At 71.9% G+C, this 14,994-nt stretch carries 9 protein-coding genes and 1 pseudogene; 4 read left to right on the forward strand and 6 right to left on the reverse strand.

Translation table 11 applies throughout. From position 1 onward, the window contains the following. Positions 1-149: 149 nt before the first annotated feature. Entirely contained in the window at positions 150-995 is an 846-nt protein-coding gene (locus OG447_RS27945) for a DUF4097 family beta strand repeat-containing protein (RefSeq protein WP_266940196.1), read from the reverse strand. Between the two features lie 82 nt (positions 996-1,077). After that, positions 1,078-1,596: a toxin-antitoxin system HicB family antitoxin gene (locus OG447_RS27950; protein WP_266940198.1), complete on the reverse strand. Its 519-nt coding sequence runs from the start codon at positions 1,594-1,596 to the stop codon at positions 1,078-1,080. 392 nt (positions 1,597-1,988) lie between these two features. Here OG447_RS27950 and OG447_RS27955 point away from each other — a divergent pair, with 392 nt between their 5' ends. Then, positions 1,989-3,155 carry a glycosyltransferase gene (locus OG447_RS27955; protein WP_266940200.1) on the forward strand — a complete coding sequence of 389 codons (1,167 nt, stop codon included), beginning with the start codon at positions 1,989-1,991 and terminating at the stop codon, positions 3,153-3,155. A 73-nt stretch (positions 3,156-3,228) separates the two neighbouring features. After that, positions 3,229-4,231, forward strand: a pseudogene (locus OG447_RS27960) (IS5 family transposase). A 67-nt stretch (positions 4,232-4,298) separates the two neighbouring features. Here the strand turns inward: OG447_RS27960 and OG447_RS27965 are convergent. Continuing rightward, entirely contained in the window at positions 4,299-6,569 is a 2,271-nt protein-coding gene (locus tag OG447_RS27965; RefSeq protein ID WP_266940202.1) for an MMPL family transporter, read from the reverse strand. Positions 6,570-6,744: 175 nt separating this feature from the next. Here OG447_RS27965 and OG447_RS27970 point away from each other — a divergent pair, with 175 nt between their 5' ends. Both OG447_RS27970 and OG447_RS27975 read left to right on the forward strand, forming a co-directional pair. Further along, positions 6,745-7,917: a sensor histidine kinase gene (locus OG447_RS27970; RefSeq protein ID WP_266940203.1), complete on the forward strand. Its 1,173-nt coding sequence runs from the start codon at positions 6,745-6,747 to the stop codon at positions 7,915-7,917. Further along, a complete protein-coding gene (locus OG447_RS27975) occupies positions 7,892-8,554 on the forward strand; it encodes a response regulator transcription factor (RefSeq protein WP_266940204.1) in 663 nt (220 codons plus the stop codon). The genes OG447_RS27970 and OG447_RS27975 overlap by 26 nt, the downstream gene beginning before the upstream one ends. Positions 8,555-8,939: 385 nt before the next feature. On the opposite strand, the gene OG447_RS27980 is transcribed toward OG447_RS27975, so the two are convergent. Genes OG447_RS27980 through OG447_RS27990 form a run of 3 tightly spaced genes read right to left on the reverse strand, consistent with a single transcriptional unit; the run spans position 8,940 to position 14,963 of the window. Continuing rightward, the gene (locus OG447_RS27980; RefSeq protein WP_266940205.1) at positions 8,940-11,876 is read right to left on the reverse strand and encodes an NHLP bacteriocin export ABC transporter permease/ATPase subunit; all 2,937 of its coding nucleotides are present in this window, start codon (positions 11,874-11,876) and stop codon (positions 8,940-8,942) included. A gap of 1 nt (position 11,877) precedes the next feature. After that, the gene (locus OG447_RS27985) at positions 11,878-14,160 is read right to left on the reverse strand and encodes an NHLP family bacteriocin export ABC transporter peptidase/permease/ATPase subunit (protein ID WP_266940206.1); all 2,283 of its coding nucleotides are present in this window, start codon (positions 14,158-14,160) and stop codon (positions 11,878-11,880) included. Then, positions 14,157-14,963, reverse strand: coding sequence for an HlyD family efflux transporter periplasmic adaptor subunit (locus tag OG447_RS27990; RefSeq protein WP_266940207.1), 807 nt, complete (start codon positions 14,961-14,963; stop codon positions 14,157-14,159). The genes OG447_RS27985 and OG447_RS27990 overlap by 4 nt, the downstream gene beginning before the upstream one ends. Between the last annotated feature and the right edge of the window lie 31 nt (positions 14,964-14,994).

A 14,994-nucleotide genomic window follows, 5' to 3' on the forward strand; every position in this document is an offset into this window, starting at 1 on the left:
GACGGTGGAGACGGCGGCGGGCTGCGCACCGCCCTGCCTTGGCGTGGGCATGACAGAAGAAGGCATGGAGCCCTCCCGTTCGAAGGCTGAAGGGACAGGGGCGAGTGGGGGGGAAGTGAGGCTGAGCGGGCGGGTTCGCGGGCCTGTGCTCAGGCCCGGGCCCGGCGCACGTCGATGTTGCCGTAGCGGGTCCGGGCGCGGACCTCGACGGTGTCCTCGGCCTTCTCCGGGGCCTCGGAGGCGGCGAGCGTGTTGCGCACCTGGCCGGAGCCCGAGCTGACGTCGAGCCAGGCGGCGGTGCCCTCGCGGATGCCGACCTCGATGGCTCCGTAGGAGGTCTCCAACCGGACGGTGCTGCGGGCCACTTCACCCACGCGCAGGGTGCCGTGGGCGGTGGTGGCGACGACCGAGGCCTCGGCGCGCGCGATGTCGATGTCGCCGTTGGAGCCACTCACCCGCAGGTCGCCGGTCACGGCGCCGACGGTCGTGGTGCCGTGCGAGTTCTTCAGGACGGCGGAACCGTTGACGGTGCCGACGCGCAGGCTGCCGGAGCTGGTGCTGATCTCGGCCATGCCCTCGATCCGGTCGACGGTGATCGAACCGTGGGAGGCGGTCAGGTGCAGCGGCCCGGTCGCGTCGAGGCGGACGTCACCGGCCGAGGTCTTCACCCGGACCTCACCGAGCCGGCCCTCGCCGAGCACCTGGGCCCAGGCGCCGGTCATGTCGACGCCCGAGCCCGTGGGCAGTTCGACCGTCACGTCGACGGTGCCGGTGCGCCCGAGGAGAGAGCGCTGCTTGGGCGTCCTGACGGTCAGGACGCCGCCCGCGTACGTAACCTCGGTCTGGCCGGCCGCCCGTACGTCCTGGTCCCGCTTCGGATCGCGGGGCCGCACCTCGACCACGGTGTCGAGGCGGTCACTCGCGGTGAACTGGATGGAACCGGCCTCCACGTGCGCCGTGGCCGAGATCGGTTCGGGAGTGTCGAAAGAAGGCATGGCTGTCCTGTCCTCTTGGGTCTTCAGGACGTCCCCGCTGGCGGGACGTGGTGTGGGTGACGTGGGGCAGGCGCGGGCTCGGCTAGCGGACCCAGCCCGTGAAGTTCTGTCCGATGGTGCGGGCCCTCTCCGTCGTACGCGGCGCGCCACCGCCCTCGACCGCGGCCGACACGGCCCGGACCAGCCACGCGTTGACCGACAGGCCCTCGCGGCTCGCGGCCTCCTCGGCGCGTGCCTTGAGGTGGGCCGGCAGACGCAGATTGACGCGGGCGGTGCCGCCCTCGTCGCCGTCGGCCGGCGCCTGCGCCCTCAGCGGTTCGGCGGGCGCGGCGGGCGCTTCCGCGGGGCCGCCACCGGTGGGCGGCAGCGTCACCACGAAGTCGGGCTCCAGCCCGCGCAGCCGTACGTCGACCGAGCCGGGGGCGAGCTCGCGGGTGATCTCGTCCATCGCGGCGGAGAGCACATTGAGCATGGTCAGACGGGTCGCCGACTCCAGCGGAGCGGTGAGCCGTTCGGCCAGCTCGCGGGCATCTTCCCCGCCCGCTTCGGCGGCCACCGCGAGTTCGCGGCGGAGGGTGTCGACATACGGGGTGAGGTCCATGGCGCCATCATGGCACCACAGTGGCGCACTCTGCAAGTCTGACAGCGCCCCGCCTGGGGTGAATTTTCGAATACACCATCTGAGCTGCGGCAATACGAAGCAGGCGGAGTGAGCCATGGTGACACCGCGGGCGATCAGGCACCTTCTGGAACGCGGAATGGCGCCGAGTGGCGCCGGACGGTGCCACCCGGCGCCATGTGATGCCACGTGTCTCTGTGCCTGGAGAAGGGCACGCCGCGGTTCGGAGGCCGCGTACAGCGCACCGGGGGGCTTACGACAAGACTCGGGGTGTGACGCAGAATCAGCGGGTAAGGCTGAATCTGCGGACATGGGGGTCGCGAAGAATGCGTGTGTTGTTGTCGACGTACGGGGCGCGTGGGAGCGTTGAGCCGATGGTGGGGCTCGCGGTGGCGTTGCGGGAGCTGGGCGCGGAGGTGCGCGTGTGTGCGCCGCCGGACGAGGAGTTCGCGGAGCGGCTGGCCGGGGTCGGTGTGCCGGTGGTGCCCGCCGGTCGGCCCGTGCGCCCGTTGGTGGTCTCGGTGACGCCGGGGTCGGCGGAGGGCCTGGCGCAGCGCGCTTCCGAGCTGATGGCCGCGCAGTTCGACACGGTCGCCGCGGCCGCCGAGGGGTGTGAAGTGCTGGTGGCGACCGGCCCGTTGCCGGTCACGGCGGGCGCGCGGTCGGTGGCCGAGAAGCTCGGCATCCGCTACGTGCACGTGAGTCACCAGCCGGTCAGCCTGCCGTCGCCGTACCGCCGGCCGCCCGCGCGGCGGGGCCAGACGGTGCCGGAGGCCACCGACAACCGGGCGCTGTGGGACCGGGACGCCCGGATCGCGAACACGATGTTCGGCGACATGCTCAACACCCAGCGGGCGTCGTTCGGCCTGCCACCGGTGGACAGCATCCGCGACTACGCCTTCACCGACCGCCCGTGGCTGGCCACGGACCCGGTCCTGGACCCGTGGCAACCGACGGCGGACCTCGACGTGGTGCAGACCGGCGCGTGGCTGCCGGCCGACGAACGCCCGCTCCCGGACGAGTTGGTGGCCTTCCTGGACGCCGGTGCACCACCGGTGTACGTGGGATTCGGCAGCATGCCGATGAGCGCCCCGAAGGAACTCGCCCGGGTCGCCGTCGAGGCGATCCGCGCGCAGGGCCGCCGCGCGGTCGTCTACCGCGGCTGGGCCGAGCTGGACCTGATCGACGACCAGGACGACTGCTTCGTCGTCGGCGAGGTCAACCAGCGGGCGCTGTTCCTCCGGACGGCCGCCGTCGTGCACCACGGCAGCGCGGGCACGACGACGACCGCCACCGGGGCCGGTGCGCCGCAGGTGGTGGTGGCGCAGGGGGCGGACCAGCCGTACTGGGCCGACCGCGTGGCCGAGCTGGGCATCGGCGTGGCACACGACGGTCCTGCCCCGACCACCGAGTCCCTGTCGGCCGCGCTCAGGACGGCCCTGGCCCCCGGGACCCGCGCACGAGCGACCGCCGTGGCCGGCACGATCCGCACCGACGGGACGACGGTGGCCGCGAAGCTGCTGCTCCACGCGGTCGCCTAGGGCGCGTATCGAGTCGTGATCAATTTGCGGGATGTGCCTTCGTGGCACGGTCCGGTCCGATAGACGGTCTTACGTGACGCGAGTGCAACTGACCGATCCGGATTGGGAGTTCATCGAGCCGTACCTGCCGATGGGCGAGTACGGCCCGTACCCCGAGCGACTGCGGCAGCAGTTCGAGGGCGTGATCTGGCGGTTCAAGACGGGCGGGCAGTGGCGGGAGATGCCGACGGAGTTCGGCGCCTGGTCGACCGTCCACAACCGCTTCCGGCAGTGGCGTGACGCCGGCGTCTTCGAGGCCCTGCTGGAGGGCCTGATCACGGAAGCCGCGAAGCGGGGTGAGGTGGACCTGTCCCTGGTCAGCATCGACTCCACCACCGCCCGAGCCCACCACGACGCGGCCGGGATGCACCTCGACGAGGACGTCGTCACCGCCCTGGAGAAAGCCGCGGCCGAGGAGGAGAAGGCCAGGTCAAAGGGGGCGGCCTCGAAGAGCAAAACGGGCAAGAGACCGAAGGTGATCCCGCGCTGGAAGAACGACGACGCATCCGGCGTCGGCGGAAACTCCGGCTGAAGGCCGCCCTCCTCGGACGTTCCAGAGGCGGGCAGACCAGCAAGGTCCACCTCGCCGCCGACCGCAAGTGCCGCCCGCTGGCGTTCATCCTGACCACAGGCCAGGCAGCGGACAGCCCGCAGTTCATCCCCGTCCTGAAGAAGGTACGGGTACGCGGGCCCGTCTGCCGACCCCGCATCCGGCCGGACGCGGTCGCCGGGGACAAGGCGTACTCGTCCCGCGGATCCGCGCCCACCTGCGCAAACGCCGTATCAAGGCGGTCATCCCGGAGAAGAAGGACCAGGCCGCCAACAGGAAGAAGAAGGGCTCCAGAGGTGGCCGACCCGTCAGCCGCGACGCCGATCTCTACAAGGAGCGGAACACCGTCGAACGCCTGATCAACAAGCTCAAAGCATGGCGAGGCATCGCCACCCGATACGACAAGACTCCCGACAGCTACCTCGCCGATCTCCACCTGCGCGCCTCGATGATCTGGATCAAGGACCTCACCAGGACCACCCGATGATCACGGTTCGATATGCCCCTGGGTGACGCGCTGAGGTGCCGGACGCCAAGGGCGGGCAGGAGTTGAGTCAACGGTCAACCAGCCGTGGAGGCGGGGCCTCACCCGTGGATTCCGCGTCGGTGTCGTCGGTGCCGACCGGGCCGCGGGGAAGCATCCGGTCCAGCCACTTCGGCAGCCACCAGTTGGTCCGGCCGAGGAGTGTCATGGTCGCCGGTACCAGCACCATGCGTACGACCGTGGCGTCGATGAAGATCGCGGTGGCCAGGCCGAGCCCGAACATTTTGGTGGAGGGGTCCTCGGCGACGGCGAAGGACAGGAAGACCGCCACCATGATGAGGGCGGCCGAGGTGATGATCCGGGCGGTGCGCGAGACACCCTCAACGATCGCCGTGCCGTTGTCGCCGGTGCGCAGGTACTCCTCGCGTACGCGGGAGAGGAGGAACACCTCGTAGTCCATCGACAGGCCGAACAGGATGGCGAAGAGGAACATCGGGATGAACGACACGATCGGAACCGTCGCTTCCAGCCCGATGAGTGCACCTCCCCAGCCCCACTGGAAGACCGCGACCATGATGCCGTAGGCCGCGCCGATGCTCAGCAGGTTCAGCAGTACCGCCTTGAGCGGTACGAGTATCGAGCGGAAGACCAGCATCAGCAGCAGGAACGACATCGCCAGCACGGCGGCGACGAACACCGGCAGGCGTTGGCTGGTGCGTTGGCCCACATCGGACAGGCTCGCGGCGGCGCCGCCGACGTGGGCCCTGGCCGGGCCGTGCCCGATCGCCGTGGGCAGCACGTCGGTGCGCAGCCGGGCGATGGTGTCGGCCGTGGCCTTGTCCTGAGGGCTGGTGGTCGGGAACACCACGAGGGTCGCGATGCCGGTGGCCTGATCGATGTGCGTCGGCGCGACGGATGCGATGCCCGGATCCGCCGCGACCGTTGCGACGAGTCGGTCCAGCACTCCCGGATCACCGGTGGGGTCCGCGGCGATGACGAGGGGACCGTTGGTGCCCGGGCCGAACCCCTCGGCGACGAGGTCGTAGGCCCGGCGCTCGGTACGGCTGTGGGGCAGTGAGCCGTCGTCGGGCAGGCCGACGCGCAGGCCGAGCACGGGCAGCGTCGCGGTCAGCAGCAGCCCCGCCGCGCCGACCGCGTACGGCACCGGGTGCTGGCTGACGTGCCCGATCCAGCGACGCCACCCGGCGGCGTGGGCGGCGCCTGCCGCCGGGTCCCGCCGCCGTGCGAGTCGGCCCAGCTTCCTGGTCTGCAGAGCCCGGCCGATCCGGCCGGCCCGGGCCAGGCGCGGGCCCGCCGCGCCGAGGAAGGCCGGCAGCAGCGTCACCGACGCGAGCACCATCGTCAGGACGACGATCGAGACGGCAACCCCGCCCACCGTCATGAACGGCACGTTCGCGACCGCCAGGCCGAGGATCGATACGACGACGGTGCCGCCGGCGAAGACCACCGGCCGACCCGCCGTTGCCACCGCTCGTCCGGCCGCCGCCTGCGGATCGAGCCCGCACGCGAGGTACTCCCGGTGCCTGGCGAGCACGAACAGCGCGTAGTCGATGCCCACTCCGAGCCCGACCATGCTGCCCAGGACCGGTGCGAAGGTGGGGACCTCTGTCACCCCCGCCAGTACCGTCATCGTGGCGACCCCGATGGTCAGCCCGAAGACCGCCATGCCGATCGGCAGCGCGGCGGCGACGAGCGAACCGAACGCCAGGAACAGGATCGCGGCCGCGGCGAGGAGGCCGATCAGCTCGCTCGCGCCGCCGTCGGGGTCGGAGAAGGCGTAGAAGAGGTTCCCGCCCATCTCGATGCGCAGGGGCAGCTCGGCGCGCAGCCGGTCGCCGAGATCGACGAGGGCGTCGAGGTCTTCGGCCGACAGCCGGCTCTGGTCGGGGTACTGCACCCGGACGACTGCGATCCGCCCGTCGGCCGAAACGAGGCCGCCGCGCACGGCGGTGTCCCCGCCCGCGTCGAGTGCCCCCGCCGGGTCGCTCGTGCCGAGCACGTGCGGCAGCCGCTCCACCTCGGTCTGCAGCCGCGTGAGAGCGGTGCGCGCGCTGCCGTGGTCGAAGAACGTCGCACCGCCGTCGAGGGGGGTGACGACCACTTGGGCGGTCATCCCCTCCTGGCCGGTGCCTGCCCGCTCGATCAGTTCCGCGGCCTGTCCGGAGTCCAGTCCCGGGGCGGTCATCGAGTCCGCGGTCCGCCCGCCGAAGGCGACGGCGGCGAGGACGGTGAGCGTGGCGGCGATCAGCCATGCCGCGATCACCCGCCAGGGATGGCGGGCGGCGCTTGCGCCCAGGCGCAACAGGGCTTTCGAGAGCATCGGGTCCTCCAACCACCTCGTCGGCCGTCCTTGTACGGCCGCCGATGCCGAGGCTCGTCGCCACGGCGCTCCGCGGCATCGGCCCTGGGGCTGCGGATCCCTCGGCCCCAGGGCGGAGTGACGACCCGTCCTTTCGGCCGATGCGCGGCACGCCGCGGTCCCTAGGCTGAGAACCGTGCTCCGAGACGACCTGCGAACCCTGTGGACCGAACCCCGGCCGCCCGGCGCGCCCGCCCGGGTGCGGCGGGACTGGGCGCTGCTCGCCGCGGGCCTTGCCGGTGTGGCGCTGGAGGCCACCCTGCGCGAGAACGTCGTGTGGCGGCCGGTGGCGGTGGTGTTCGCCGTATGGCTGTGCCTGCTGCCCCTGTGGCGCCGGACCCGCCCGCTGGCGATGGTCAAGCTGGCGTTCGGCTCGGTGATCCTGCTTCAAGTGGCCTCGCTCGTCGCCGCACCGCGCGAGCCCGTCGGCCTGGACACCGGCGCGGTCGTGCTCGTGCTGGTGTACGCGCTGCCCCGGTGGGGATCGGGACGGGAGATTGTGCTCGGTGGCGCGGTGATCCTCGCGGCCTGCACCCTGGCGACCGTCACGTACGAGACCCCGGTCGTCGAAGAGGTCGGGGGCTTCGTCTTCCTGCTGCTGCCCGGCGTGGTCGGGGCTGCAGTGCGGTTCCGGGTGACCGCTCGCGAGCGGCAGTTGGACCAGGTGCGCTCCCGCGAGCGCGAGCAGCTCGCCCGGGAACTGCACGACACGGTGGCCCACCACGTGTCGGCCATGGTGATCATCGCTCAGGCGGGCCGGGTTCTCGCGGGCACCGACCCGTCCGCCGCCGTCGAGGCGCTGGAGGGGGTCGAGGAGGAAGGAGCGCGCACGCTGGAGGAAATGCGCGCCATGGTCGCCGCGCTGCGCGACCGCGGGGTCGGCGCCGAGCTGGCGCCGCCTGCCGGTGTCGCGGATCTGGAGCGCCTGGTGCGCACCCCGGGTGGTCGCGTCAGGGTCGACCTGGGGCTCGACGGCGAGCTGGACGCGCTGCCCCCGGCCGTGGACGCGGCCGTCTACCGGATCGTGCAGGAGTCGGTGACCAACGCGCTGCGCCATGCGGTCGACGCGACCGAGGTCGTCGTCCGGGTCGCCGCGGAACGGCACATGGTGCGGGTGAGCGTGCGCGACAACGGCCGGCGCACCGGCCGGGGTCGCGACGGATACGGACTTACCGGATTGCGCGAGCGCGCGACGCTGCTCGGCGGCACACTACGAGCCGGCCCGGGTACCGACCGGGGCTGGCATGTCGACGCCGAACTGCCGAGAGCGAGGAGCGAGAGCGGTGTCCATTCGCGTCCTCGTCGCTGACGACCAGACGATCATCCGCACCGGGTTGCGGATCATGCTGAACGCCCAGCCCGGCATCGAGGTGGTCGGCGAGGCCGCCGACGGGCGGGAGGCGGTACGTCTGGCCCGCGAACTGCGCCCCGACGTCTGTCTGTTCGACATCCGCATGCCCGTACTCGACGGGCTCGAGGCCACCCGGCTGGTCGCCGGCCCGGGCGTCGCCGACCCGCTGGCCGTGGTCGTCATCACCACGTTCGACCTCGACGAGTACGTCTACGGCGCGCTGCGTGCCGGCGCCCGCGGATTCCTCCTCAAGGACACGGGACCGGACCTTCTGGCCCAGGCCGTACGGTCGGCGTCCGGCGGTGAGGCGCTCATTGCGCCCAGCGTCACCGTCCGTCTGCTCCAGGCATTCGCGGACCTGCCCGCCGGCCGGCCCGTGGCCCAGCCGGTCTCCCCCGTCACCGCCCGCGAGGAGCAGGTGCTCCTCGCCGTCGCTCGCGGGCTGACCAACACCGAGATCGCCGATGCACTGCACATCAGCCTCAGCACGGTGAAGACGCATCTGGCCAGCCTGATGGGCAAACTCGGCGCCCGCAACCGGGTCGAGATCGCGATGTGGGCCTACGAAACGCGCCGTATCCTCCCCGGAACCTGAGCCGGGTGCCGGGCCATGTCCCATGAGTCCCCGCCCGGACATCAGTGCACCGGTCGGCTCACGTCGGCTCCACGTGCCTCACCCGCCCCAGAGCGTGACGTACCAGGAGGCCGGAACTGGGACGGTGAGACACCCGATACGACAAGACTCCCGACAGCTACCTCGCCAGTCTCCACCTGCACGCCTCGATGATCTGGATCAAAGACCTCACCAGGACCACCCGATGATCACGACTCGATACGCGCCCTAGTGCCGTTGGTGCCGTGGCCGGGGAGGTCTGCCCTGTGGACCTTTCCGGTCGCGACGCCGGGCGGTCTCCCCGGAGTGACCGGCGTACTCCGCGGAGTTCCGTGGCAGGAGCCCGCTGCCGTAGAGCACCGCCGGGTCATTGGAGCTGGCGGCGGACCAGGTCGTGGAAGAGGCCGGCCGGGTCGGCGAGGAGGTCGGCGGGGCGGCCCTGCTGGACGATCCGGCCGTCCGACATGGCGATCACCCGGTCGGCGTCCATGATCGTGGACAGCCGGTGGGCGATCACGATGCGGGTGGCGTGCAGGGTGCGGGTGGATTCGATGACCACGCGCTGGGCTTCGTTGTCCAGCGCGCTGGTGGCCTCGTCGAAGAACAGGACGCGCGGCTTGCGGATGAGGGCCTGGGCGATCATCAGCCGCTGGCGCTGGCCGCCCGAGACCGTGGTGCCGCCGTCGGACAGCATGGTGTGCATGCCCATCGGCATGGCCTTGATGTCCTCGGCCAGGCCCGCCATCGTGGCAGCCTCCCAGGCCTCCTCGAGCGTGAACGTCCCGGCGCCGCATATGCAGTCGAGGATGGACCCGGTGAAGGGCTGGGCGTTCTGCAGGACGACGCCGCACTGGCGGCGCACGGCCGCCTGGTCGAGCGCGGCCAGGTCCTGGCCGTCGTAGAGCACGCTGCCCGCCACGGGCTTGTCGAAGCCGATGAGCAGCCTCAGCAGGGTCGACTTGCCGCAGCCGCTGGCCCCGACGATCGCGACGAACTCGCCCGGCCGGACCTGGAAGTCGATGTCGTGGAGGACGAGTGGGCCGTCGTCGCCGTAGCGGTAGGACAGGCCCTTGGCCTCGACGGCGCCGGTCAGCGCACCCGGTCGGGTGCTGGAGCGGCCCGCCTCGGGGGTCTCCCGCAGGACCGGTTTGACCTGCTCGAACATCGGCAGCACCGCGGCGGCCGAGATGAGCGCGCCGGTCAGCTGCGTGACCGAGGACAGCAGCATCGTCAGGGCGGTGCTGAAGGTGAGGAACCCGCTCGCGGACATGGCTCCGCGGGCCGGTCCCGCCAGCAGCATGAACATCACCAGCGTGCACAGCGGCAGGTAGACCGCGCCCAGCACCGTGATGACGTTCTGGATCCGGCCTATGCGCTGCTGCAGCTCGCGCGTACGGGCGAACTCCCGCGCCCAGGCGGCGTAGGCGAAGCTCTCGGCCGCGGCGACGCGCAGCTTGGGCAGCCCGCGCAGGGTCTGGAAGGCCTGGTTGTTCAGCTGGTTGCCGAGCTTGATCAGCCGGCGCTGGTAGCGCAGCTGCCACAGCCCCAGACCCAGGAAGACCGCGGCGATGACGAGCAGCATGGCGGCCGCCGCCAGCGCCAGCGGCACGCTGTAGACGAGCAGCAGTACGAGGTTCATCGTGCCGACCGCGGCGGCCTGCACGGACACCGTGCCGATGCCGGAGAGCACGCGGCGGATGGCGCTGATACCCATGGCGGCGCTGGCCAGTTCGCCGGTGGAGCGGCCCGCGAAGAAGGTCGTCGGCAGCCGCAGCAGCCGGTCCCACACCGCCGGCTGCAACGTGGCCTCGATGCGGCCCTCCATGCGCAGGATGGAGATGTTCTGCAGCAGCATGAAGGCGGCGGAGACGACGCCGGTCGCGATGAGTGCCAGCGCGGTCTGCACGATGAGGCTGTTCTCGGCCTTGGGCACGTACTGGCCGAGCACCTTGCCGGTGGCGATGGGCACCAGCGCGCCCAGGACCATCGCGACCAGCCCGCCGACGAGCAGGCTGCGCAGCTCGGGGAGGGTGCCGCGGACGCTGAAGCGCAGCAGCGCCGCCAGGCCAACCCGTCCGTCGGGCAGTGGGCGGTAGAGCATGACGGCGCGCGGTTCGAAGGCGGACGCATCGGCCTTGCCGCCGTTTCCGCCCTTGCCGCCCTTGCCTCCGTTGCCTCCGTTGCCTCCGTTGCTTCCCTTGCCGATGCGCTCACGCGTGCCGGTGGCGGGGTCGACCGCCTCGTAGCCACCACGCCGCCACAGCAGGGCGACCGGGGTCCCGTCCTTCTCCCGCCGGCCCACCAGGGGACCGCTGTTCTCCTTCCACCAGCGCCCGCTGAGCCTGACCACGCGCGTGCGGATCCGCGAGGCGAGCGCGATGCGTTCGACGGGGTCCATCCGCTCGGACGTGGCGCTCGCCTCGCTCCGCTCGGACAGGGTGATGCGGGCCTCGTCGGCGACCAGGCGGCACACGGCGAAGGTCGCGTCGACGCTCGCGCCGCGGTGGGAACGGCTGCCGGAGCGGTCGATGGAAGCCAGCAGCGCCCGGTCCGCCTGGGTGCGGGCTGCCCGGCCGGCCGCGATGCCGGCCGCCGTACGGTCCTCGTGGTCGCGTTCGAGCTGTTCGATCCAGTGGTCCAGGGCGTACAGCAGCCGGTACTGCTGGTCGACCATGCCCTGCCACATCGCCGCGTCGACGAGGAGGGTGCCCACGGCCTCCGCCTCGTACGCGGCTCCGTACTGCACGCTGCCGGGGGTGATCCGCATCCACAGGATGTCGTCGTCGGCCGCCCGCTCGGTGGTGGCGCGGCCGTCCAGCGGCGCCTGGTAGAGCACCCGCAGGCCGCGGCCGAGACCGCGGGCGAAGGCGTCCTCGAGCGGGCTCGGCGGGGCGGCGGGGGCGCCGTACTCCCCTTGGCCGTCCCACCACTGGCCGCCGTGGAACGGTACGCCGTACTCGGGGGCGGGCAGCTCCCGCAGCTCGATGCGGCGCAGCCGGCAGCCGGGCAGGGGCCGGCCGACCAGGGTGTGCTCGGGTCCCTCGGCCGGGCCCAGCAGCAGGGTGCCCGTCTCCAGCCGGCCCAGGAAGTGCCAGTGCCCGGCCTGTGCGGCATCGACGGCGAAGAGGTCCAACTCGCCCTGTACGACGAGCCACAGGACGAGCGGGCCCTCCAGCGACAGGCTGCGCAGGCCCGTGCAGTCGACCGGCCGGCCCAGTCCGCCCAGGGCCGCGAGGACCGCGTCGGAGTCCTGGCCCGGGGCCGGGCCCGGCTGCCCGGCCGTGGTGTGGTGCGGGTACGTCACCTCAGTGCTCCTTGACCAGTGCGGCGTACGGGCCCCGCGCGGCGACCAGGTGCTCGTGCCGCCCGCGTTCCACGACCGTGCCCCGGTCGAGTACGACGATCTCGTCGCTGTCGCGCACCGTGCTCAGCCGGTGGGCGATGACCACGCAGGCGCAGCCGCGGCGGCGCAGGTTGTCGATGATGATCTGTTCGGTCACCGCGTCCAGGGCACTGGTCACCTCGTCGAGGACCATGACGCTGGGGCGGCGCACCAGCGCCCGGGCGATCTCCAGGCGCTGGCGCTGGCCGCCGGAGAAGTTCCGGCCGTCCTGTTCGACGCGGCTGTGGATGCCGCCGGGGCGGCGGGCGACCACGTCGTGGACGGCCGCGTCCTGGAGGGCGGCGGTGACGGCCTCGTCCGGGATGGAGGGGTCCCACAGGGCGACGTTGTCGCGGACGGTGCCCTCGAAGAGGAAGACGTCCTGGTCGACGAAGGAGACGGAGGCGGCCAGCACCCCGCGCGGGATGTCCTCCAGCCGCATCCCGTCGATGCGGATGGCGCCCGCCCAGGGCGTGTGGAGGCCGGAGATCAGCCGGGAGACGGTGGACTTGCCGCTGCCGGATCCGCCGACGAGCGCGACCTGCCGGCCGGGGCCGACCGAGAGCGAGAAGTCCTTGAGGAGCGGGGCGTCCAGCGGGCTGTACCCGAAGGTGATGGCGTCCAGTTCCACGTGGCCCTTGAGGCGGCGGGTGCCCGCGGCGGGCTCGCGCCGCGAGTAGACCGGGTCGACGGGGAAGTTCTCGACGTCCTTGAGGCGGGCGACGTCGGCCGCGAAGTCCTGGATCCGGCCGGCGACGCCGCCCAGACGGGAGATCGGCGCGGTGAAGCTGGTCACCAGGGCCTGGAAGGCGACGAGCAGGCCCACGGACAGATGCCCCTCCACCGCCCGCAGGCCGCCGATCATCAGGATCAGGGCGCTGTTGAGCGCGGCCAGCGTGGGGGCGACGATCGCCAGCCACGCGCTGGGCACGCCGAGCCGCTGCTGCACGTCGAGGGTGACCGCGTGCTGTCCGGCCCAGCGGCGGAAGAAGCCGTCCTCGCCGCCGGTGGCCTTCATCGTCTCGATGAGCTGGAGACCGCTGTAGGAGGTGTTCGTCAGCCGGGCGCTCTCGGCGCGCAGTTTCTGGGTGCCGGTGGCCCTCAGGTGGATCACGATCCGCATGGCCACGACGTTGAGGAGCGCGATCATCACGCCGACGAGGGTGAGCTGCGGGTCGTACGTCCACAGCAGCACCGCGTAGAGCACGACCACCACGGCGTCCACGCCCGCGGCGGCGAGGTCCCGGGCGAGGGTCTCGGCGACGGCGTCGTTGGACTGGAGGCGCTGGACCAGGTCGGCGGGGTTGCGCTGGGAGTAGAAGGCGACGGGGAGTCTGAGCAGGTGCCGCAGGAAGCGGGCGCTGCCCAGGGTGGAGGAGATGATGCGCCCGCGCAGCAGGTTGGCCTGCTGAAGGGCGGTGAGGGCCGCGGTGAGCACCAGGGTGACGGCCATCGACGCGAACAGCACGCCCAGCAGGGACGTCTGCTCCCCGATGAGGAACATGTCGATGTACGTGCGGCTCAGTGCGGGCACCGCCGCGCCGACGGCCACGAGCAGGATGCTGGAGATCACGGCGGCGGCCATGGTGCCCGAAGTGCCGCGCAGGCGGGCCGGCATGGCCCCCATGACGCCCGGCTTGCGGCCGCCGCGCCGGAAGTCCTCGCCGGGCTCGAAGGTGAGCACGACACCGGTGAAGCTGGTGTCGAACTCGTCCATGGGGACGAACCTGCGGCCCTTTCCCGGGTCGTTGACGTACACGCCCTTGCGGCCGAGGCGGTGGCCCATGCCGTCGTAGACGACGTAGTGGTTGAACTCCCAGAAGAGGACGGCCGGGGCGCTGACCTCGGCGAGCGCGGCCAGGTCCATCTGCATGCCCTTGGCCTTCAGCCCGTAACCGCGGGCGGCCTTGAGGAGGTTGCTGGCGCGGGAGCCGTCCCGGGAGACTCCGCAGGCGATGCGCAGCTCCTCCAAGGGGACGAAGCGGCGGTAGTGGCCGAGCACCATGGCCAGGGCGGCGGCGCCGCACTCCACGGCCTCCATCTGCAGCACGGTACGGGTGCGTACGGGACGGGGCGTCCTGGTCCTGGGGGCGGGGGCGGCCTTGCGGCGCGCGCCGCCGCCCTTGGGCTCGGGGCGGTGGCGTCGGCGTCCGGCGGGAGGGAGCCGGGGTGCTTCGGGGGGCGCTCCGGTCTGCGGCGCGGTCATGGCAGCAGCCAGTCGACGGGTCGCTGCGCGGCGAGGTGGACGGCTCCGGTGACCGGCGTCGCGGTGTCGACGGCGTACGGGGGTCCATCTGTGGAGGACCACTGGTGGCCGGACTTGGTGGTGGCGGAGCGCTCCAGTTGCACGAGCACCGCGACGGGGCTGCCCTGCCGGGAGAACTGTTCGGCGAGCCCGCTGTCGCCGAGGAAACCGCTGATCTGCGCCTGTGTCTGGGGCGCGCGGCCGATCGCCTTGACGCGGCCGCGCAGCGTGCCGAACTGGTGCTGGGGCACGGACTGCACGCTCAGGTCGACCGGGGCGCCCACGGTGATCGCCGAGCCGCTGCCGCCGGGCACGTACAGCACGGCCACCAGCGGATCGTCCGTGCTCTTCACGTGTTCCAGGGTCGCCACGTCCGCGCCGGCCGTGACGACCGAACCCACCTTGGCGACCAGTGTCCTCAACAGGCCGCCGGTCACCGCGCGCACGGGCTGGTCGCCCTGCTCCGTACGCACGTTGAGCAGGGGCGTGCCGGGGGTCAGCAGGCGGCCCTCCTCGGCGAGGACCGCGGTGACCTGTCCCGCGACCGGGCTCTGCAGCACGTAACTGCCGTCGGCGTGGGTGAGGATGCCGGGTGCGCTCAGTTTGGGGGCCACGGTGCCGGTGAGGGCCCAGAAGCTCGCGGCGGCCATGACGACGACCGTGACGGCCAGTACGAGCCGCCCTTGCGGGCGCGCGAAGCGTACGGGCAGATCGAGTTCTTCGGGCGATTGCAGCTTGGAAAGCGCCTTTTGGCGAAACTGCACGGACTATTCCTTCAACTGCATTCGAATCGGT

Origin of the sequence: Streptomyces sp. NBC_01408 (assembly GCF_026340255.1) — a bacterium.
GTDB lineage: Bacteria > Actinomycetota > Actinomycetes > Streptomycetales > Streptomycetaceae > Streptomyces.

What these genes read in the sequence shown, in the direction of transcription:
- OG447_RS27945 (WP_266940196.1), bottom strand. Translation starts at nt 995, where the DNA reads ATGCCTTCTTTCGACACTCCCGAACCGATCTCGGCCACGGCGCACGTG.
- OG447_RS27950 (WP_266940198.1), bottom strand. Translation starts at nt 1,596, where the DNA reads ATGGACCTCACCCCGTATGTCGACACCCTCCGCCGCGAACTCGCGGTG.
- OG447_RS27955 (WP_266940200.1), top strand. Translation starts at nt 1,989, where the DNA reads ATGGTGGGGCTCGCGGTGGCGTTGCGGGAGCTGGGCGCGGAGGTGCGC.
- OG447_RS27965 (WP_266940202.1), bottom strand. Translation starts at nt 6,569, where the DNA reads ATGCTCTCGAAAGCCCTGTTGCGCCTGGGCGCAAGCGCCGCCCGCCAT.
- OG447_RS27985 (WP_266940206.1), bottom strand. Translation starts at nt 14,160, where the DNA reads ATGACCGCGCCGCAGACCGGAGCGCCCCCCGAAGCACCCCGGCTCCCT.